This window comes from Lactobacillus sp. UMNPBX6 (assembly GCF_002553975.1).
Classification (GTDB): domain Bacteria; phylum Bacillota; class Bacilli; order Lactobacillales; family Lactobacillaceae; genus Lactobacillus; species Lactobacillus gallinarum.
The window spans coordinates 1-20743 of record NZ_PCZD01000023.1 but is presented as its reverse complement, the minus strand read 5'-3'; the positions used below and the strand labels follow the sequence as shown (position 1 = coordinate 20743).

Annotated in this window: 19 protein-coding genes and 1 riboswitch; of the genes, 17 read left to right on the top strand and 2 right to left on the bottom strand. The window is 36.8% G+C overall.

All coding sequences use genetic code 11. From position 1 onward, the window contains the following. Positions 1-11: 11 nt before the first annotated feature. From CP357_RS05255 to CP357_RS05190, 14 genes are all read left to right on the top strand, one after another. Complete coding sequence (locus CP357_RS05255) at positions 12-491, top strand: deaminase (RefSeq protein WP_087176555.1); 480 nt, start codon at positions 12-14, stop codon at positions 489-491. After that, a complete protein-coding gene (locus tag CP357_RS05250; RefSeq protein WP_191335461.1) occupies positions 481-1089 on the top strand; it encodes a TPM domain-containing protein in 609 nt (202 codons plus the stop codon). The genes CP357_RS05255 and CP357_RS05250 overlap by 11 nt, the downstream gene beginning before the upstream one ends. Before the next feature lie 49 nt (positions 1090-1138). After that, a riboswitch (M-box (ykoK) riboswitch) is annotated at positions 1139-1302 on the top strand. Positions 1303-1387: 85 nt separating this feature from the next. Next, on the top strand, positions 1388-4051 hold the full coding sequence (mgtA, locus tag CP357_RS05245) for a magnesium-translocating P-type ATPase (RefSeq protein ID WP_087176557.1): 2664 nt from the start codon (positions 1388-1390) through the stop codon (positions 4049-4051). A 91-nt stretch (positions 4052-4142) separates the two neighbouring features. Then, on the top strand, positions 4143-6119 hold the full coding sequence (gene metG, locus CP357_RS05240) for a methionine--tRNA ligase (RefSeq protein WP_087176558.1): 1977 nt from the start codon (positions 4143-4145) through the stop codon (positions 6117-6119). Beyond that, the gene (locus CP357_RS05235) at positions 6119-6886 is read left to right on the top strand and encodes a TatD family hydrolase (protein ID WP_025005716.1); all 768 of its coding nucleotides are present in this window, start codon (positions 6119-6121) and stop codon (positions 6884-6886) included. The genes metG and CP357_RS05235 overlap by 1 nt, the downstream gene beginning before the upstream one ends. Then, positions 6873-7439 carry a ribonuclease M5 gene (rnmV, locus tag CP357_RS05230; RefSeq protein WP_025005717.1) on the top strand — a complete coding sequence of 189 codons (567 nt, stop codon included), beginning with the start codon at positions 6873-6875 and terminating at the stop codon, positions 7437-7439. Before CP357_RS05235 ends, rnmV begins: the two co-directional genes overlap by 14 nt. After that, on the top strand, positions 7429-8313 hold the full coding sequence (gene rsmA, locus CP357_RS05225) for a 16S rRNA (adenine(1518)-N(6)/adenine(1519)-N(6))-dimethyltransferase RsmA (RefSeq protein ID WP_098036718.1): 885 nt from the start codon (positions 7429-7431) through the stop codon (positions 8311-8313). Before rnmV ends, rsmA begins: the two co-directional genes overlap by 11 nt. Positions 8314-8374: 61 nt before the next feature. Continuing rightward, entirely contained in the window at positions 8375-8632 is a 258-nt protein-coding gene (locus CP357_RS05220) for a Veg family protein (RefSeq protein WP_003625575.1), read from the top strand. Between the two features lie 104 nt (positions 8633-8736). Continuing rightward, entirely contained in the window at positions 8737-9567 is an 831-nt protein-coding gene (purR, locus tag CP357_RS05215) for a pur operon repressor (RefSeq protein ID WP_098036717.1), read from the top strand. Between the two features lie 46 nt (positions 9568-9613). After that, entirely contained in the window at positions 9614-10999 is a 1386-nt protein-coding gene (gene glmU, locus CP357_RS05210; RefSeq protein ID WP_098036716.1) for a bifunctional UDP-N-acetylglucosamine diphosphorylase/glucosamine-1-phosphate N-acetyltransferase GlmU, read from the top strand. Positions 11000-11147: 148 nt separating this feature from the next. After that, entirely contained in the window at positions 11148-11963 is an 816-nt protein-coding gene (locus tag CP357_RS05205; RefSeq protein ID WP_098036715.1) for an SLAP domain-containing protein, read from the top strand. A gap of 134 nt (positions 11964-12097) precedes the next feature. Beyond that, on the top strand, positions 12098-13783 hold the full coding sequence (locus CP357_RS05200; RefSeq protein WP_098036714.1) for an SLAP domain-containing protein: 1686 nt from the start codon (positions 12098-12100) through the stop codon (positions 13781-13783). Positions 13784-14024: 241 nt separating this feature from the next. Then, a complete protein-coding gene (locus CP357_RS05195) occupies positions 14025-14999 on the top strand; it encodes a ribose-phosphate diphosphokinase (protein WP_098036713.1) in 975 nt (324 codons plus the stop codon). 62 nt (positions 15000-15061) lie between these two features. After that, a complete protein-coding gene (locus tag CP357_RS05190; protein WP_098036712.1) occupies positions 15062-15994 on the top strand; it encodes an ROK family protein in 933 nt (310 codons plus the stop codon). Positions 15995-16024: 30 nt separating this feature from the next. On the opposite strand, the gene CP357_RS05185 is transcribed toward CP357_RS05190, so the two are convergent. Together CP357_RS05185 and CP357_RS05180 are read right to left on the bottom strand one after the other, a co-directional pair. After that, a complete protein-coding gene (locus CP357_RS05185; protein WP_025005723.1) occupies positions 16025-16300 on the bottom strand; it encodes a hypothetical protein in 276 nt (91 codons plus the stop codon). Positions 16301-16331: 31 nt separating this feature from the next. Further along, a complete protein-coding gene (locus CP357_RS05180) occupies positions 16332-17696 on the bottom strand; it encodes an HD domain-containing protein (protein ID WP_056945555.1) in 1365 nt (454 codons plus the stop codon). A 114-nt stretch (positions 17697-17810) separates the two neighbouring features. On the opposite strand from CP357_RS05180, the gene CP357_RS05175 reads away from it, so the two are divergent. The 3 genes from CP357_RS05175 to CP357_RS05165 all read left to right on the top strand — a co-directional run bounded on the left by CP357_RS05175 (position 17811) and on the right by CP357_RS05165 (position 20550). Further along, entirely contained in the window at positions 17811-18212 is a 402-nt protein-coding gene (locus CP357_RS05175; protein WP_098036711.1) for a DUF1934 domain-containing protein, read from the top strand. 46 nt (positions 18213-18258) lie between these two features. Then, positions 18259-18813 (top strand): DNA-directed RNA polymerase subunit delta, encoded by a 555-nt coding sequence (gene rpoE, locus CP357_RS05170; protein WP_056945557.1) that lies wholly within the window; start codon positions 18259-18261, stop codon positions 18811-18813. 117 nt (positions 18814-18930) lie between these two features. Next, on the top strand, positions 18931-20550 hold the full coding sequence (locus tag CP357_RS05165) for a CTP synthase (protein WP_087235736.1): 1620 nt from the start codon (positions 18931-18933) through the stop codon (positions 20548-20550). Positions 20551-20743 lie beyond the last annotated feature (193 nt).

Genomic DNA, 20743 nt, shown 5'->3' with positions numbered 1-20743 from the left:
GAGGTAAGTTCATGCACGATCGAATTCCTTGGAAACAATATTTCATGATGCAGGCACTAGTGATAGCTCAGCGCTCCACCTGCAACAGAGCTCTAGTTGGTAGTGTTTTGGTTAAAGATAATCGTATTATTGGCACGGGGTATAATGGATCGGTATCCGGACAACCACATTGTGATGAGGTAGGTCATCAAATGGTAGATGGGCACTGTGTTCGAACTATTCATTCCGAAATGAACGCGATCATCCAATGTGCTAAATTTGGCGTATCAACTGATGATACGGAAATATATGTGACTCATTTCCCTTGTTATAATTGCTGCAAGTCTTTGCTTCAAGCCGGTGTAAAGAAAATCAATTATTACTTTGATTATCGTGATAATCCGTTAGCAATGCAGTTGCTTCATGATTGCGGGGTACTATATGAGCAAATTAAAATCGATCGGAAATATGTGGAAAGCTTGGCTCATAAACTTGAAGAAGATGAAAACTAGATTTATTTGGTTATTTGGCCTGTTAGCCGTCTTTATGACGATGACAGGATTTGTGCAACCTAATATTGAAGATCATGTCCATATTTTAGACAAAGAGACTAAGACTTTAATTAAAGAAAAGAATAATCGTTATTTGCAGACTAAAGAGCAACCGCAAATAGCAGTAATTACAGTAAAGAAACTCAAGAATTTAACACCAAAGGCGTTAAATCATTCTAAACGTACTGTTTTTATTGTGGTAGGTCAAAAAGAAAAGAAGCGCAATGTGCAAATCTTTTCAAGCAAAGACTTACATGGAGCTTTTACTGCTGATACGAGATCGAATATTCTTCGCGCTGAAGTAGATCGACTTCGCAGCCATAATAATGCTACTTTTAACAAAGGTTTGCGGTTCGTTTTTCGGGCCTGTGCAACTAAAGTAGATCAACAATATCAGTATGCTCTTGATAAATATGATTTATCGCAAAGTGAACAGGATAAAATTTCCCATCCCCATCGAGTAGTACTGCCAATTGCATTAGCTTTAGCATTCTTAATTATGGGAATAATATATATGCTTAGAAGATTCGGACATCATAGCTCCAATTTGCACAAATAGGCAACTTGACTTATTTGAATTAAGTCCTTAAACTTTTTGTAGACATAGTAAGTGAAACTGTTAGGTGAGACTCCTACGTGAACACACGCTATCGCCCAGAAACATCCAGAGATGCCAACGGGTTAAATAGGTGTCGTCGACTTAAGGCGAGATCCAGATAGCTAGCATGTGCTTACGTCACGTAGTGTTAAAACTGAACGACGAGTATGACAAAAGCCTTGTTTGGCGTGCAAGTCACCTGCAGAAATAGCAGGTGACTTTTTTGTTTGCTTGTCTATTGAATGAGAGGAACTGAAGAATGTTAAAACCAGCGAGCAAAAAACATTCAAATGTTGATATTCAACGAATTCAACGGATTGCACGTGAATCACGCAGCGAAACGCTAGCAAGATTGCAAGCGAGTGCCGAAGGCCTTTCAACTAAAAAAGCTGATGAAAATAGAAAAGAATATGGCAAAAATGAAATAAGAACTAACACTAACGCTTCTAAATGGAGATTGTTGGGTGAATCCTTGGCGACACCGTTTACTGTAGTGTTGATTATATTGACTTTACTTACTACATTTACTAGTTACATTGTTCCTCACGGAAATAGCGATATTGAAACTGTAATCGTGATGCTACTGATGCTTCTTATTTCGGTAGTGGCGAATTTTATTCAAAAAATACGGATCGCTAAGGTAACTGAAAAATTGCTGAATATGGTGTCAGTTACTACCAATATTCGTCGTGATGGTAAAAATATGGAGCTACCAACTGAGGATGTGGTAGTTGGGGACGTGATCAATCTATCGGCAGGTGATATGATTCCAGCTGATATGAAGCTGCTGACTAGCAAAGATTTATTCTGTTCTTCTAGTTATCTTGATGGTGATTCTGAACCAACTGAAAAAGTAGCTAATGTGACTCTAAAGCCGAGTATGTTAGCTGATTATCTCAATTATCCTAATATTTTATATGAGGGAACTACTATTGTTTCTGGTTCTGGCAGTGGCATTGTGTTCGCGGTAGGAAATAACACTGTTTTTGGTAAAGAGGTCCAGAAGATTTCACGCAAAAAAGTTAAGACGACTCTTTTTGATCGGGAAATGAAGCAACTTGCTAGAATCTTGATAATTGCTACAGCTATCTTATTGCCGCTATTATTCATAATTAATGGCGTAACCAAAGGCGATTGGGGAGAAAGCTTAATATTTGCTCTAGCTGCAGCAGTTAGCCTTACTCCTGAAGTTTTACCAATTATTGTTAATAGCAATCTGACTAAAGGCGCTCTTGAAATGTCTAAGCAAGGCGTAGTAGTTAAGCAGATGAATGCTATTCAAAATTTGGGTTCAACCGATGTTTTTTGTATCGATAAAACAGGTACTCTTACTCAAAATCAAGTGGTGCTAGAGCGACACTATGATTTAGAAATGGAAGAAACGCCGCGCATCTTGAAATTCTCATACTTAAATGCTTATTATCAAACCGGGATGAAGGATTTGATTGATAAAGCAGTAATCGATGCGGCTGGTGATGAATTAGATGTAAACGAGATCCAACGTGATTACAATAAAATAGATGAAATTCCTTTTGACTATAGCAGAAAAAGAATGAGCGTTGTGGTGGTTGATAACGATGAACACCATGGACAACACTTATTAGTAACTAAAGGCGCTGCGGAAGGGATGCTAGATATTTCTAACCAAGTTGAAGTAAATGGCAAAACCGAGAAATTGACTTACGCTTGGCGTGAAAGAATCTTAAACCAAATTAATGAATTAAATGATGACGGTTTGCGTGTTCTATTAGTTGGTTATAAATTGAATCCAGCTCCAGTAGGAGAATTTTCGGCTAAAGATGAAAATGATTTAACCATTATTGGCTATCTAGCATATCTTGATCCACCTAAGGAAAGTACTAAAGAGGCTTTGCAAGATCTAAAGAATGATAATGTAAATGTTAAGATCTTTACCGGCGATAATGAGGCAGTTACAAGAGCGATTGCTCTGCAAGTTGGTTTGAACGTGGATACGGTTTACGATGGTGAACAAATTGAAACAGCAACCACGGAAGAACTAGCAGAAATTGTTGAAAAGTGTAATATCTTTGTTCATTTAACTCCTGAATTGCGCGTTAAGATTATTCAAGCGTTAAAGAAAAATGGACATACAGTAGGCTACATGGGCGATGGCAATAAGGATGCTTTGGCAATGAAAGTTTCCGACGTCACTGTTACTTCTAATAATTCTGTCGATATTATTAAGGAGTCTGCTGATATTGTATTTGAACAAAAGGATCTCCAGTTGCTTGAGCAAATGATTATTACAGGGCGTAAAGTCTTTTCAAATACAATGAAATACATTAAGACGTTTTTGGTAACCAACTTTGGCAGTATTATTGCAATGGTCATTGCTTCACTTACTTTGCCATTTTTACCGTTATTGCCTTTGCAGCTACTTATTTTAAACTTGATTTATAGTCTTAGCTGTTTAGTGATTCCATTTGATAGTGTATCTAGAAACTATGTGAAGAAACCGCAGAAATGGTCAATTAATAAATGGCCTAAGTTCGTACTTAACTTTGGACCGATTCCCGCAATAATCGATTTGATTACTATGGCATTAATGTTTTATGTGATCTGTCCGTACTTGGTAGGAACTGATTTTCATCATTGGGTATTTCAATCGCTGTTTTATTCAGGCTTATTTGTGGAATCCTTGTGGACAAGAGAAATGGTTATCCATGTTTTGCGCGATGAACGTTTCCCATTCATTAAGCAACGTGCCACTCCAGTTGTGATCTTGGTAACTTTTGGCTTGGCTCTTTGGGGCAGCGTCTTGCCATCTTCTAATGTGGCAGCTAGTTTGGGATTAACGCAATTGCCAATCAGCTTTATTTTGGTAGTTGTTGCATTAGAAATAATATATGTTTTATTAACTACGGCAATTAAGCAATTATATTTAAAAAAAGAAAAATTTTAGAGAAAAGGAATTGGTGTTTTAGCCCAATTCCTTTTTTTGCATGTTATTATAGAATAGATATTTTAGACGAATAAAGGAGTATGACTAATTAATGGCTGATAAAGATACTTTTTACATTACAACCCCAATTTACTATCCATCTGGTAGATTAACTATTGGTAATGCTTATACTACAATTGCCGCAGATACTATGGCTCGCTACAAGCGTAGCCAAGGCTATGACACTTTCTTTTTAACTGGTACTGATGAACATGGCTTGAAGATTGAACAAAAGGCCGAAGCTCAAGGAATTAAGCCTCAAGAATTCGTTGATAAGATGGCTGCTTCATATAAGAAGTTATGGAAGAGTCTTGATATTTCTTACGATAAATTCATCAGAACTACTGACGAAGAACACGTTAAGGCTGTCCAAAAGATTTTTGAAAAGCTTTTAAAGAAGGGCGACATTTACTTAGGCGAATACACTGGTTGGTACTCAGTTGAAGACGAAGAATACTTCACTGAATCACAACTTGCCGAAGTTTATAAGGATGACAACGGTAATGTGATTGGTGGTAAGGCTCCAAGTGGTCACGAAGTACGTTTGGTTAAGGAACCTTCATACTTCTTCAAGATGAGCAAGTACGCTGACAGATTGGTTGAATACTACAAGGAACATCCTGAATTTATTTTGCCTCATTCTCGTGAAAAGGAAATGCTTAATAACTTCATTAAGCCAGGCCTTGAAGATCTTTCAGTTACTCGTACCACTGTTAACTGGGGGATTCCTGTCCCAAGCGATCCCAAGCACGTAGTTTATGTTTGGATTGACGCACTTTCTAACTATATTACTGCTTTAGGTTATGGCTCAGACAATGACGAATTGTTTAAGAAATATTGGCCAGCAGATGTTCACCTGGTAGGTAAGGAAATTGTACGTTTCCACACTATCTATTGGCCAATTATGTTGATGGCACTTGATTTGCCACTTCCAAAGCACATTATTGGTCACGGCTGGGTATTGATGAAGAACGGTAAGATGTCTAAGTCTAAAGGTAATGCAGTTTACCCAGAATCACTTACTAGTCGTTATGGTGTTGATCCACTTCGTTACTACTTGATGCGCGCACTTCCATTTGGTGCAGATGGTATTTTCACTCCTGAAGACTTTATCGAAAGAATTAACTATGATTTAGCTAATGACCTTGGTAACTTGCTTAACCGTACAGTTTCAATGATTAATCAATACCAAGATGGTCAAGTTGCACCCGTTCCTGTTGCTCAAGACAAGTTTGGTAAGGATTTACAAGATACAGCTGCTAGTGTGATTGCAGACTACCGTCAACAAATGGATTCACTTCATTTCTCACAAGCTTTAGACAGCATCTGGAAGTTAGTAGCACGCGCTAACAAGTACATCGATGAAACTACTCCTTGGGTATTGAACAAGGAGGGCAAGAAAGATGAATTGTCTCATGTAATGAGTAATTTAGCTGAAAGCTTGCGTTTGATTGCCATTATGATTTATCCAGTAATGACTGAAACTGCACCAAAGATGTTTGAACAACTTGGCTTGAACTGGGATGATGAAGATCAAAAGAATTTAGCCTTTAATGATTTTGGTTGGAATACCAAGGTAATTGAAAAGCCAAAGCCAATCTTCCCAAGACTTAAAGCTGAAGAAGAAGTTAAGTACATCAAGGACGAAATGGCAAAGGCTAAGCCAAAGAAGACTACTAGAAGTGAACAAAAGAAGGGTAATGAAATTACCATTGATGATTTTGACAAGGTAAAGATCCAAGTTGGTCAAATCTTGTCAGTAGAACCAGTTAAGGGCTCAAATAAATTACTCATGTTCAAGCTTGACTTTGGCGATGGTAAAGAACGTCAAATTTTGAGTGGTATTCGCAAGTTTTACCCAGATGCAAGTGAACTTCTTGATAAGAAGGTTTTAGCTGTTACTAACTTGAAGCCACGTAAGATGTTGGGTCACCTTAGCGAAGGTATGCTTTTATCTAGTGAAAAAGATGGTCAAGTTAAATTAGCACTTGTTGGTGATGAACATCCAGTTGGAGCTGAATTAGGCTAATGGAAATTATTGATAACCATACGCACTTAAATGATGAGCCCTTTAGAGGAAAGGAACAGTACTATCTTGAACGTGCCAAAAGTTTGGGTGTAACCAAAGTTATTTGTGCGGGACAAGATCCTGACTTTAATGAACGAGCTGTTGATTTGGCAGAAAAGTTTGATAATGTCTATGCGATGGTGGGATATTGTCCTGATGTGGCCAAAGATTATGATCAAAAAGCCGAAGATAAGCTGATTGAGCAATTGAAAATGCCTAAAGTTGTCGCAATGGGTGAGATCGGTCTTGATTACTATTGGGATGAATCGCCTAGGGATGTACAACGTGAGGTTTTTGCTCGTCAAATCGAAGTGGCACATGATTTAAAAATGCCGGTCGATATTCATACTAGGGATGCATTTCCTGATTGCTACGATATTTTGAAAAATAGCAATTTAGAATATGGTGCCATTTTGCATAGCTTTAATGGTGGGATTGACTGGTTAAACAAGTTTTTAGATTTAAACGTTTACTTCTCATATTCAGGTGTAGTTTCTTTCACCAAGGCTACTGAAGTTCATGAAAGTGCTAAAGCAGCTCCGCTTGATCGAATCCTAGTTGAAACCGATGCACCATATTTAACACCTAAGCCATATCGTGGTCGTCAAAATGAGACTGGCTATGTACGTTATGTTGCAGAGGCAATTGCCAAGTTAAAAGATATTCCACTTGAAAAAGTTGCAGAAGCTACTTATAAAAATACAGTGAGAGTTTATGGTCTTAAATAAAAAGAATTTTGATGCGGTAGTTGTCGTTGAGGGAAAAGACGATACTATTCGTTTAAAACAATTTTTCCCAGGAATTGAGACGGTAGAAACTAATGGTTCTGCTGTTTCAGATAGTGTTTTAGCTCAGTTGAAACAGCTCAGTAAAAATAGACAGATTATTGTTTTTACAGATCCTGACTTTAACGGTGAGCGAATTCGCCGAATTGTAACTAATGCTGTGCCTAATGCTAAGCAGGCTTTTATTACACGTAAAGAAGGTGAACCCCATAAAAAGGGGAGTCTTGGAGTAGAGCATGCTTCAAAAGAAGCACTTGAAAAGGCATTAAGCGATTTACATGAAGTTAGTCCACAAGCAAGTGATTTAACTGAAAGCGAATATCGTAAATTAGGTTTAGCAGGCGGCGCAGGCTCTCGTAAGTTGCGGGAACAAGTTGGCATTAAGCTTAGAGTTGGATATGGTAATTCTAAGCAATTCTATAATCGTTTGCATACCTTTGGTGTTTCACTTGATGAGTTAAAAAATGCGGTAGAAGAGGCGAAAAATGACAAATAATATTCCAATTGGTTCTCCCGTTAGAACACAAGCAATTATTAACCGCTATTTTGTAAAAGCTAAGAAAAACTTGGGTCAAAACTTCTTAATCGACCAAAATGCAATTTTGGGTATTGTTGAAGCTGCAGATATTCATGCGGGTGATCAAGTAATTGAAATTGGTCCTGGTATTGGTTCTTTAACCGAGCAACTTCTACTGGCAGGTGCAAAAGTTTTTGCCTATGAAGTAGACGATAGTTTGCCAGATATTTTGCAAAATGAGCTGCCTAAAAAAATTGGTGATGCTCCTTTAGAAGATCGCTTTAAGTTAATGCTTAAAGATGTGCTTAAGGCTGATTTTAAAGAAGATCTTGCTGGCTTTTTTGACATGAACAAGCCAATCAAGGTAGTTGCTAATTTGCCATATTACATTACTACTCCAATTATTTTTGCTTTAGCTGAGTCAGATTTGCATTTTGCTAGTTTAACTTTAATGATGCAAAAAGAAGTGGCCGAAAGGCTAGAGGCTAAGCCGGGCAGTAAAGAATACGGTCCGTTAACTATTTCTGTTCAAACTGAAATGGATGTCAAAGTGGCATTAGAAGTTAACCATGAATCATTCATGCCGCGTCCTAAGGTCGATTCGAGTGTAGTTGTTTTAACTCCATTGAAGGATAAACCCGAAATTGAGAATCGCAAGCACTTTGTTTGGGTAGTCAAAATGTGCTTTTCACAACGTAGAAAGACGCTGAATAACAATTTGAAAACGTTGATTCCAGACACTGAAAAGCGTGAAGCCTTAATTAAAAAGCTTGGTGTAGATCCACGAGTTAGACCTGAAAATTTAACAATTGAACAATTTATTGAAATAGCTAGAAATATTCCCACTAAGTAGTGTATAATATTGATTTTACTGTTAAAATGTGATAAAATGTCACTAAAGGAGTTGTTGTTTAGTGCCAACATCAATTATCACAATAAAGCATAAGTTGGATTCTCACTTAGGTGATACCTTAACAGTAGTAGCTCAAGCGGGTCGTAAGAAAGTTACTAAGAGACGGGGAATTCTCAGAGAAACATTCCCTGCAGTGTTTGTGGTCGATTTAGACCAACATCAAAATAATTTTAAACATGTTTCTTACAGTTACACTGATTTATTAACTAAGAATATTGCATTAAAGTTTGATGATGAGGCTGAGGAAGCTGAAGCTTAAACACAATTCAAAATTGTCACTAGCATTAAAAAATGTTAGTGCTTTTTTTTGCTCTTTAGAGTATATTTATTAAGTATAAAGCCAAACATTAGAAAGGAAATATCATGAAACGTTCAGAAAGATTGGTTGATATGACCAAGTATTTAATGGAGCGTCCCCATACTCTAATTGCGTTACCATTCTTTGCTAAGCGATACGGTGCAGCTAAATCCTCAATTTCAGAAGATTTAGCCATTTTGAAACACACACTAGCTAATAATCAAGATGGTATTTTGGAAACTGTAGCAGGAGCAGCTGGTGGGGTACGCTATATTCCATTTTTAGGTAAAAATCATGCGGAAGATTATTTATCTGATTTAGCATCAAGAATTGAAGCCCCAAGTCGAATTTTAGCCGGCGGTTTTGTTTATTTATCAGATATATTGGGTGATACGCAAGATTTGCGTAGAATTGGTGAATTGGTTGCCACTCGCTACGCTTATGATGAGATAGATGCCGTAATGACGGTCGAAACTAAAGGAATCGCTTTAGCACAAGCTGTAGCTCGTTACTTGGATGTGCCATTTGTAACAGCTAGAAAACGTTCTAAGGTTACTGAAGGAGCAACGGTTTCTGTTAACTATATCTCATCTTCATTAGCCCGCGTTTCTAAAATGGAATTGCCAACTCGTGCTCTTAAAAAAGGTGCAAAAGTATTAATCGTGGACGACTTTATGAAAGGCGGCGGTACCTTAACTGGGATGGAAGAACTAGTTAAGGAATTTGAAGGCACGATTGCTGGTATTTGTGTTCTTTGTGAAGCTGATTTTGATAAAGAAAAATTAGTCAAAAACTACCTTTCATTAGTAAAAATTAGTAAAATCGATACGGCAAAGAAGCTCATCTTGGCAGAACCAGGCAACTTCTTAAATGAAACTGATTTTGATCGCTTTTAAATGCTATACTAGATCTAAGTTTTAATTATTAAGAGGTTAATTACTAATGGAAAAATATGTAGTTGTTCTTGCCGCAGGCAAGGGTACACGAATGAAGTCAAAGCTGTACAAGGTTTTACACAAAGTTTGTGGTAAAACCATGGTAGAGCACGTAGTTGATGCTGCTAGTGGAATTAATCCTACTGAGATCGTAACTGTAGTAGGTACTGGTGCATGTGAAGTCGAGAAGGTATTAGCAGATAAATCTAAGTTTGCTTTCCAAGAAAAGCAATTGGGTACCGGTGATGCAGTAATGACTGCTAAAGAAGCCTTAGGTGATAAGGAAGGCGCTACTTTAGTAGTTACAGGTGATACCCCATTATTTACTACTGATACTTTTAATGAATTATTCAAATATCACGCAGAAAAGGGCAATGCCGCTACTGTTTTAACTGCAGAAGCTCCAAATCCATTTGGCTACGGCAGAATTATTCGTGATAATCAAGGCAATGTTTTACGAATTGTTGAACAAAAAGATGGTAATCCTGAAGAATTAAAAGTTAAGGAAATTAACACCGGTGTATTTTGCTTTGACAATCAAAAATTGTTTGAAGCTTTAAAGCATGTTGATAACGATAATGCTCAAGGTGAATACTACTTAACTGATGTGCTTGAAATCTTGCGCAACAATGGTGAACGCGTTGGTGCTTACAAGATGCCTGACTTTAGTGAAAGTCTTGGTGTAAATGATCGTGTTGCTTTAGCTCAAGCTACTAAGACCATGCAAAGAAGAATAAATGAAGCTCATATGCGTAACGGGGTTTCATTTGTTGATCCTGATACTGCTTATATTGATGCAGATGTAAAAATTGGTAACGATACTGTGATTGAAGGCAATGTAGTTATCAAGGGTAACACTGAAATTGGTAGCGATTGTTACATTACTAATGGATCAAGAATTATCGATTCTAAGATTGGTAATGGTGTAACTATTACTTCTTCAACTATCGAAGAAGCTGAAATGGATGACAACACTGATATCGGTCCTAACTCTCACCTTCGTCCTAAGGCAATTATTCGCAAGGGTGCTCATATTGGTAACTTTGTCGAAATTAAGAAGGCAGAAATTGGTGAAAACACTAAGGTGGGTCACTTAACTTATGTTGGGGATGCAACCTTGGGTAAAGATATTAACATTGGTTGTGGTACAATCTTCTCTAACTACGATGGTGTCAAGAAGCTCCATACTAATGTTGGTGATCATTCATTTATTGGTGCTGGCTCAACACTTATTGCTCCAATCAATGTTGCTGATCATGCCTTTATTGCTGCCGACTCAACTATTACTAAGGACGTAAACAAGTACGACATGGCGATTGCACGTGGACGTCAAGTTAACAAGCCAGATTACTGGCACAAGCTTCCTCTTTCCAAAGATAAAGATTGGGAATAATTAATAAATAAAGAAGTAACCCTGGTCATTTGAACTAGGGCGCTTTTTTGCTAAGAAAGTATTAAGGCTATAGTATTTATTTGCAAAATTATATAAGAGCCCTACAATAGATTTACAAAGATGTTTTTAATGAGGTAGGTATATATTTATGAAGTTAAGTCATAAGTTAATGATGGTATCAGCAGCTGTTTTGATGGGCGTTAGCCCAGTTGTAGGTATGGCAAATAGTGCTTCTGTTCAAGCTGCACCAATTGCACATGCTAAGGGTGTTCATAATACTTATGGTAAGAATAGTCGCGTTAAGATGACTAAGACCATGAAGTTTGTAGACCGCTATGGTAAGAAGACATCAAAGACTGCAACTAAGGGTGGTCACTACACTATTTGGAATGTAAAGAACATTAACGGTGAAGTTTACTACAGTATCCAAACTGACTTGAAGTACTGGATCCCAGCTGCTGCAACTGAAGGTACAGTAACTTATAAGTCTGGTAAGACTACTTATACTCTTAAGTCTAACGGCAAAAAAGTTGTAACTTCTACTTCAACTGCAAAATCAACTAAGAAAGCAGCTAAAAAGACTACTAAAAAGGTAGTTAAGAAAGCAGCTAAAAAGACTACTAAAAAGGTAGTTAAGAAAGCAACAAAGAAGACTGTTAAAAAGTCAGAATCTAAGAAAGACAGCAAGAAGACTACAACCAAAAAGTCCTCAGCTAAGAAAACGGCTAAAAAGACTACTTCAAAGAAGTCTAGCAAAATTAAGGTAGTTAAGATTTCAATGAAGAAGAAAGCTTATGTTTATGACAACAATGGCAAGCGTGTTAAGAACTATTTAGGCACTAGTTACATTGGTAAAGATGTAACTGTAAAGGGCTTAGGTACTAAGACTATTAAGGGCACTAAATACTACGCTTTAAAGCCAAATCATTATTACGTTAAGGCTTCAGATGTTACTGTTAAGTAACAATGTGGAGTAAAAGATATCTTTTCCTTAAGAAAGGGTATCTTTTTTGTTTCTAAAATTGGCAAAATTTAGATTTGGATTTACAATATATAAATGAATTAGAATTTTAGTTTTAGATATGAGGTAAATTATCGATGAAATTAAGTCATAAGTTAATTATGGTATCAGCAGCTGCATTAATGAGTGTTAGTCCACTTTTAAATACTACACAAAACGTAAATGCTGCGACAGCTTCAACTAAGAAGACTACTACAAAGAAGACTTCAAGCAAGAAAACAACTACAAAGAAGTCTGCTTCTACTAAAAAGACCACTTCAACAAAGAAGTCAACTTCAAAGAAGACTACTAAAAAAGCTGCTTCATCAAAGACAACTACTTCAAAAAAGACTACGTCTAATACTATTAAGTTAACTCACAACGCTTATGTATATGACAAGAATGGTAAGCGTCTTAAGACTTACATGGGTAGCGCTAAATACACTACTATTGCTAAAGGTTTAACTGTAAATTCAAATGGTACTAAGACTATTAAGGGTGTTCTTTACTACAGTCTTGGTGGTGGGGCATACATTAAGGCTGCTAACGTAGATGGTAAAGTTGCAACTAGTTCATCAACTAAAAAGACATCATCAAAGAATACTTCTTCAAATAAGCCTTCTACTGATGAATCAGAAGATAGTACCAGCACTAAGTTAATTCACAATGCTTATGTATACGACGTAAATGGTAAGCGTATCAAGAAGTATGAAGGTAAGTCAAAGCTTACTAAGGGTACAGAAATTGATACTTACGGTACTGTGAATATTAAGGGTAAGAAGTATTACCAACTTGATAAAGAAGGTACTGCTTTCGTTAAGGCTGGTAATGTTGATAGACCAACTACCATTACTTTAAAGAAGAATGCCTACATTTATAACAGTGAAGGTAAGACCAAGAAGAAGCTTGTTAAGAAGGGCAAGACCGTTAAAACCACAGAAGCTAGATACATTGGTACCAAGCTTTACTACAAGATTGGCGATGATCAATTTGTTAAGGCTGCTAATGTAGGCAAGGTTAAGGGCGAAGAACTTGATCCAATTAATGAACCAGATGGTGCAGCAACTGTTGAAGTTCCAGATACTGAAGATGTAAATTCAACTAAGGTAATTACTAAGGGCGTTGTTTCACTTTACGACATTAAAGGTCAAAAATACGCTAATAGAATATTCGATGCTGGTGTAAGTCAACAAGTTTCTGAATTAAGATACATTGCAACTTCAGTAAACTCAACTCCACAATTGTTCTACAAGTTAGCTAGTGGTAGAGGTTACTTAAAGGAGGATGAAGTAACTGTTGATGGTAAGATTTTGAATGCTGTTAACACTCCAGAACAAGCTAAGGCTGATGTTACTGTAGCTACTACTGCTGATAAGGCTAAGTTGACTCAAAGCATCAATGAAGCTGCTAGTGTTAAGGCTTCAGAGATTTACAAGCTTTCAAGCTCAACTGCTAAGGCTGCATACGACAAGGCTATTACAGATGGTGCTATAGTAAATAACAATGCTAGTGCAACTATCGGTCAAGTTAACGAAGCAGAAAGTGCTATTACTAGTGCTAAGGCTAAGCTTAACGGTGCTAAGATTGCTGTAGCTAACCTTAACAGCTTGACTCCAGATGAAGTAACTGCAATTGTTAAAGCAGTTGCAAATGCTAATAACGTTCCAGAAAGCGCAATTCAATTCTCAAATAACAACACTACTTTATCAATCGTAACTAACGGTTATACACAATCATTAAACATTAATGACTACGCTGTTCAAAACTCAGCTATTAATCGTTAATTAAGAGAAAAATAAAATAAGACGTAGCGTCAAAAGACGCTATGTCTTATTTTTTTAGGATATTTTCGTTGTACTAGAAAGTACAAGTATATTCTAACTTTTTTAGTGAGGAATAGTTAGTGCTTTTACCGCTTTTTTACTGTTAAAACAAAAAATCTTGTTATAATTAAGGTGTACATGGTTCTTTTTGGAACAACTTTTGCTAAAATAGAGCTGGTTAATTATTTTTACGGAGGAAATTATGTCCTATAAAGACGATATGATGATTTTTGCCCTCAACTCAAACGTGCCATTAGCACAAAAGATTGCTGATCGTGTGGGCGTACCACTTTCAAAGTCAAGTGTTGAACGTTTTAGTGATGGCGAGATTCAAATTAATATTGATGAAACTGTACGTGGTAAAGACGTATACCTCATTCAATCCACCAGTGATCCAGTAAATGACAATTTAATGGAACTTTTGATTATGATTGATGCTGTACGTCGTGCCAGTGCTCGTACAATTAACATTGTGATGCCTTACTATGGTTACGCTCGTCAAGACCGTAAGACTCGTGCACGTGAACCAATTACTGCTAAGCTTGTTGCTGATATGCTTCAAACTGCAGGTGCAAATCGTATTTTGTCACTTGATTTACATGCTCCACAAATTCAAGGTTTCTTTGATATTCCAGTTGATAACTTAATGGGTGCTCCACTTCTTGCTGATTACTTCTTACGTAACAACTTAGAAGAAGGCGCAGTTGTTGTTTCACCTGATCACGGTGGTGTTAACCGTGCTAGAAAGCTTGCTGAATTCTTAGGTTGTCCTATCGCAATCGTTGATAAGCGTCGTCCTAAGGCTAATGTCGCCGAAGTTATGAATATTATTGGTGATGTTAAGGGTAAGCGTGCAATTATCATTGATGACATGATTGATACTGCTGGTACTATTACTTTAGCAGCTCAAGCATTAATTGATGCAGGTGCTACTGAAGTTTATGCTAGTGCAACTCATGCTGTTCTTTCTGGTCCAGCTATCAAGAGATTAAATGCTTCACCAATTAAGAACTTAGTTCTTACTGATTCAATTAATCAACCAGCTGAAAAGAAGCTCGACAAGATGCTTTTAGTATCAGTGGGTCCACTTATGGGGGATGCTATCAAGTACATTCAAGAACATAAGGCACTTAGCCCATTGTTTAATACTAGATATGAAGCAGACAAGAATGAATAATTAAAGATTTAAAAAAAACGACTAGTCGATTGACTAGCCGTTTTTTGTATTAGGTGAAAAACATGGCAAAATACTTATCTTTTGATATTGGCGGCACAAATTTGAAATATGCCTTGATTGATGAAGAAGGAAAAATTTTTGAAAAAGACAGAGTAGAGACGAATACAGAAAGTCTTGCTGCGTTTATGCAGTCAATTTATCAAGTAGCAGATAAATATCGAGGACAGTTTAAGGGAATTGCTGTTTGCGCACCAGGTAAGATTGATACTAAGCACAAAGTTATTTATTTTGGTGGTGCTCTGCCATTTCTTGATGGGCTGAATTTACAAGAAACTTTAGGCAAAAAATATCAGGTACCGGTTAGCGTAGAAAATGATGGTAAAGCTGCGGCTTTAGCAGAGCAATGGCATGGTGAATTACATGATGTAGCTGATGGCGTCGCTATTACTCTAGGAACTGGCGTTGGTGGTGGGATAGTAGTTAATCATCGAGTCGTTCATGGTTGGACATTTCAAGCAGGAGAGCTTAGCTGGATGATTACTAACGCTGGAATAGGCGCCAAAAATATGGCAGCATATACTGGTTATACCTGTTCAGCGGTTAATATGATTAAAAAAATCAATTTAGCGTTAGGTAATGTTTCGAATCTAGATGATGGTGTAGCAGCTTTTAAAGCGATTAATGAAAAAAATTTACGTGCATTGGCAATCTTTCAACGTTATTGTCGCAATGTGGCTATCATGATCATTAATATCCAAACTATCATTAATGCTTCCAAATTTGTAATTGGCGGTGGAATTAGTGCACAACCAGTCTTAATTGAAGAGATTAATAATCAATTGCATAAAATTTTAGAAAATAATCCAATGATTGGTAAGCAAATGATTGCTCCACCCGTAGTAGCCGCAAAGTATGGTAATGATGCCAACTTATATGGGGCTTTATATGCGTTGCTACTTGAATTGAAAGAAAAAAAGCAAACAAAAATGGACTAGTTTTTGGCTAGCCCATTTTATTAATTAAATTTATTCATTTTTAGATAAAGCTTTAGCAATACTTACGCTTGCTGCGGCGATGCTGACGACCATACCAGTCTTGCATCCTGTCTTCACAATATCCTTAATTAAGTCCTTGTTGTCATGAATAAAATCAAATGATAGCTTAGTATAATCCATGCAATAACCATGAATAGTATTCATTAAGTCTTTGACTTGTCTGTAGCCACTTTTTTCGACATGTTCAATCTCGTCTTCGGGATTAATTTGAGTTCTTACGTTTGTATTTAAATCGTCATTATTCATAACAGATACCTCTTTTCTATATAAATCTATTTTACCTCTTACGAGGCTTTCTTAAGTATCTTAATGCTCCATTTTTGACGTATTTTTGGAATTGTTCATAAAGGGGATCAAAAATTTGCGGTTGATCTTCGTCATGTGAAAGCATGGTCTTAGGGAAGAAGAAGCGCTCATCACCTTGGAAAGTACCATTTAATGCTCGAACTAAAGGACTAAGCTGGGATAATTCGATTAAACTGCCATCATCTTGCATGATTTCAATTTGACTATTAGCATTTTTACCTGATGGCTTATAAGCGTCATAAGGCTCGTCAAAAGCAGAATTAGTGGCAGTGTAGTAATCTGGATTGAATCCTGTTTGCTTAATAATATTTCTCAGTTTAGGCAATAGGTTTTTAGTTTCTTCGTCAATTCTTACACTAGCAAAAGGTTTTCTGTATAAGTATCTTTTAGCTAAATCTGATAAAATAGGATCCTGCGCTTCAGTCCACATTAAAAAGTTTGTTTCCATGACGCCATCATCTAAATTAAGATAATCATCAAGAGTCCAATTCCCTTCTAAAAAGCTAGCTAGACTAGAAGTAACTTTTAAATTACCCTTTTCGTAAATATCTTTTGCACGTTCAAGTAAATGCTGTAAAATAACCTCCATGGAACGGCCTACGCGGTGGAAGTAAACTTGTTGGTACATCTGATAGCGAGAGACTATATAATCTTCAACGGCATGCATACCGTTGTTAGTGAAACAAATTCCGTTTTGATAAGGTCTGATAACGCGTAAAATGCGGGATAAATCAAATCGACCATAGTTAACGCCTGTAAAGTATGCATCTCGTTGCAAGTAATCCATTCTGTCCGCATCAGCTTGACTAGAGATCATCTTAACTACTTGTGGATTAGGATAAGTTTTAGCAATTATGCTAGCTACCAATTCAGGAAAATTAGGTGCAACCTGTTTTAAAGCTTTGTTGATTTCAGTATTAGGATCTGTAATGATCTTTTGTCCAATTTTTTCATGATTAGTATTAAATAAATGTTCAAAAGTATGAGAATATGGACCATGGCCAATGTCGTGAAGTAAGCCTGCACATTCAACTAATAAGCGATTATCATCATTCCATAGACCATCACCTGGTGTGATAGAAGGATATTTTTTTGCAAAAATATCACAAATTCTTCTAGTAAGTTCATATACACCTAGATTATGTTCAAACCGGGTATGAGTAGCACCTGGAAAGACGTAGTTAACAGGTCCCAACTGCTTAATTCTGCGCATGCGTTGAAATTCCTTGGACTTAACAACGTCTAGGACAACTTTATCTTCGATATGGATATAACCGTGAACAGGGTCACGGAGCACAACTTCTTGTTTTAATTTTTCACTTTGAAATCTTGCCATAAAAACCACCAAGCTTGATAATTTAATTTTTGGAATTATATACTAAAATAGATTGTAACCACATAAAATTATAGCAAATATCAACCAAGAGTGTTCAATGAAAGGGATGAGGATATGGCAGCAATTACGGTTAATTTGACTAGTAAAATTACACAAGATGATGAAACAGAAACTTTTACTAAAGTAGCCTCAGGCCAGCTAGAAGAAAATAATGGTGTAATTCGTGTATCTTATAAAGAAGAGGGCACCATTCCTGTTAAAATGTTGTTGAAAAAGGATGAACTCATAATTAAGCGCGGGGTAGATAATAACAACTATTCTTTGATGAAATTTGTTCCTGGTGAGAAAGTTAATTGCCGCTATGTTGTTGAAGGACGACAAATGGATATGACTAGTGTGACAAATTTGCTTGAATATAAAGAGCAAGCAAGTTCACATCAACTTCGGCTTGAATATGACCTCTTTAATGGACTATACTTAATAGGTAACTATGCAGTCACGTTGATTTTTACTTAAACGCCTAGTAGAATAGTAAAGATTGTAAAAGAGAGGACGTACAGCTGTGGGATTAGACAAATTTAAAGACAAAAACCGCGATGAATTATCAATGATCGAAGTTGCACGAGCAATTTTGGAAGATAATGGTAAGAGAATGGCATTTGCCGATATCGTTAATGCCGTACAAAAATACTTGAATAAGAGTGACGAAGAAATTCGTGAACGTTTGCCACAATTTTATACTAATATGAATACTGATGGTGAATTTATCTCTATGGGTGAAAATGTATGGGCACTTCGTACTTGGTTCCCATATGAATCAGTTGATGAAGAAGTTAACCACCCAGAAGATGAAGAAGAAGACGATGCACGTAAGCACCATAAGAAGGTTAACGCATTCTTAGCAAGCGCTACTGGTGATGATGATATTATCGATTATGATAATGATGATCCAGAAGACGATGATTTAGACGCTACTGCTGACGATAGCGATGACGATTATGGTGATGATGATTCTGAATACGATGAAGATAATGACGATACAGATGACGTATTGCCAGACGGAATTGAAGGTCAATTATCACAATTAAACGATGATGATGACGACGAAGATAATTAATTTGCTTGACTTAAGAGGAAAAAGCAGATAGTATTTTTGTTGGGCACCCTATGTGCGTTTAGCTCCCTAACAAGGGAGCTTTTTTGTTTAAAGGATAAGTTAAAAAGGAGCAAATAAATGACAAAATATGTTTTCGTAACTGGCGGTGTCGTATCTTCACTTGGTAAGGGTATTACTGCATCAAGTTTAGGTCGACTTCTTAAAAATCGTGGTTTAAAAGTAACCATGCAAAAGTTTGACCCATACATTAACATTGACCCAGGAACAATGAGTCCTTACCAACACGGTGAAGTTTATGTTACCGATGACGGTACAGAGGCTGACCTTGACTTAGGTCACTATGAAAGAATTGTTGATGTTAGAACAAGTAAATATTCTAATGTAACTACTGGTAAGATTTACCAAGAAGTTCTTGAAAAAGAACGTCGCGGTGACTACAACGGTGCTACTGTACAAGTAATTCCACATATTACTGATATGATCAAGAAGAAGATCATGCGTGCAGCTCTTACTACTGATTCAGACGTTATTATTTCTGAAATTGGTGGTACTGTTGGTGATATGGAATCAACTCCATTCATGGAAGCTATTCGTCAAATGCGTCGTGAAGTTGGTGAAGAAAATGTAATGTACATTCACTGTACTTTAGTTCCACTTCTTCACGCAGCTCATGAAATGAAGACTAAGCCAACTCAACACTCAGTTGCTGAACTTCGTAGCATCGGTATTCAACCTAACATGCTTGTTCTTCGTGCTGAACAACCAATTGATCAAGAACACAAAAACAAGATTTCAACTTTTACTGATGTTCCTGTTGATCGAATTATCGAATCCATTGATGCTCCTTCATTATTCGATGTGCCTTTGGCATTTCAAAAGCAAGGTATGGACCAAAAAGTTTGTGATTTCTTACATATTGAAAGTCCAAAGCCAGAAGCAGATATGAAAGCTTGGAAGAAGCTTGATGAACGTGCTAAGAACTTGAAGCACCACACTAAGATTACTTTGGTTGGTAAGTATGTAGAACTTGAAGATGCTTACATCTCAGTAACTGATGCTTTGCAACATGCTGGTTACCTTTACAACACCAAGATTGATGTAGATAAGGTTCAAGCAGAGGATATTACTGACGATAACATTGCTAAGATCATGGAAGGCTCTGATGGCTTAATCGTACCTGGTGGTTTTGGTACTCGTGGTCTTGAAGGTATGATCACTGCTATTAAGTATGCTCGTGAAAATGATATTCCATTCTTGGGTATTTGCTTAGGTATGCAAATGGCTAGTGTAGAATTTGCACGTGACATCTTGAATCTTGAAGATGCTAATACTACTGAAGCAGAACCACATTGTAAGAACAATATTATCGATATCATGGCTGATAAGCGTGATGAAGAAAATATTGGTGGTACCTTGCGTTTAGGTCTTTACCCAGCTGCTCTTAAGAAGGGTACTAAGACTCGTGAAGCTTACGATGATCAAGATGTAATTCAAGAACGTCACCGTCACCGCTTTGAATTTAACAACAAATATCGTGAAGCATTTGAAAAAGCTGGTATGGTATTCTCAGGTGTATCACCAGATAATCATTTGGTTGAAATCATTGAATTGCCAAAGAAGAAGTTCTTTATTGCAGCTCAATACCACCCAGAATTTTTGAGTCGTCCACAACGTCCAGAAGGATTATTTAAATCATTTATCGGTGCAGCTAGTGGACTTCCAGCACAAGAATTTTAATGAAAAACGCCCGAAAATCCCCGTATTTTAATGCGGGGATGGATAGGGCCAAGCTGACCTAGCAGTCAGCTTTTTTTATTCTAAAAATAGAGACATACGTTCGACTTCCCTGTACAATATAAATATCTAATCTACAGAAGTCATGTGGTGATAAGTCAATGTAAATTGTAAATTTTATTTTTAATTAGTTTGT

Excerpts from the sequence above, each read along its gene's own strand:
- CP357_RS05255 (WP_087176555.1), top strand. The coding sequence starts at position 12 with ATGCACGATCGAATTCCTTGGAAACAATATTTCATGATGCAGGCACTA.
- CP357_RS05250 (WP_191335461.1), top strand. The coding sequence starts at position 481 with ATGAAAACTAGATTTATTTGGTTATTTGGCCTGTTAGCCGTCTTTATG.
- mgtA (WP_087176557.1), top strand. The coding sequence starts at position 1,388 with ATGTTAAAACCAGCGAGCAAAAAACATTCAAATGTTGATATTCAACGA.
- metG (WP_087176558.1), top strand. The coding sequence starts at position 4,143 with ATGGCTGATAAAGATACTTTTTACATTACAACCCCAATTTACTATCCA.
- CP357_RS05235 (WP_025005716.1), top strand. The coding sequence starts at position 6,119 with ATGGAAATTATTGATAACCATACGCACTTAAATGATGAGCCCTTTAGA.
- rnmV (WP_025005717.1), top strand. The coding sequence starts at position 6,873 with ATGGTCTTAAATAAAAAGAATTTTGATGCGGTAGTTGTCGTTGAGGGA.
- rsmA (WP_098036718.1), top strand. The coding sequence starts at position 7,429 with ATGACAAATAATATTCCAATTGGTTCTCCCGTTAGAACACAAGCAATT.
- purR (WP_098036717.1), top strand. The coding sequence starts at position 8,737 with ATGAAACGTTCAGAAAGATTGGTTGATATGACCAAGTATTTAATGGAG.
- glmU (WP_098036716.1), top strand. The coding sequence starts at position 9,614 with ATGGAAAAATATGTAGTTGTTCTTGCCGCAGGCAAGGGTACACGAATG.
- CP357_RS05205 (WP_098036715.1), top strand. The coding sequence starts at position 11,148 with ATGAAGTTAAGTCATAAGTTAATGATGGTATCAGCAGCTGTTTTGATG.
- CP357_RS05200 (WP_098036714.1), top strand. The coding sequence starts at position 12,098 with ATGAAATTAAGTCATAAGTTAATTATGGTATCAGCAGCTGCATTAATG.
- CP357_RS05195 (WP_098036713.1), top strand. The coding sequence starts at position 14,025 with ATGTCCTATAAAGACGATATGATGATTTTTGCCCTCAACTCAAACGTG.
- CP357_RS05190 (WP_098036712.1), top strand. The coding sequence starts at position 15,062 with ATGGCAAAATACTTATCTTTTGATATTGGCGGCACAAATTTGAAATAT.
- CP357_RS05185 (WP_025005723.1), bottom strand. The coding sequence starts at position 16,300 with ATGAATAATGACGATTTAAATACAAACGTAAGAACTCAAATTAATCCC.
- CP357_RS05180 (WP_056945555.1), bottom strand. The coding sequence starts at position 17,696 with ATGGCAAGATTTCAAAGTGAAAAATTAAAACAAGAAGTTGTGCTCCGT.
- CP357_RS05175 (WP_098036711.1), top strand. The coding sequence starts at position 17,811 with ATGGCAGCAATTACGGTTAATTTGACTAGTAAAATTACACAAGATGAT.
- CP357_RS05165 (WP_087235736.1), top strand. The coding sequence starts at position 18,931 with ATGACAAAATATGTTTTCGTAACTGGCGGTGTCGTATCTTCACTTGGT.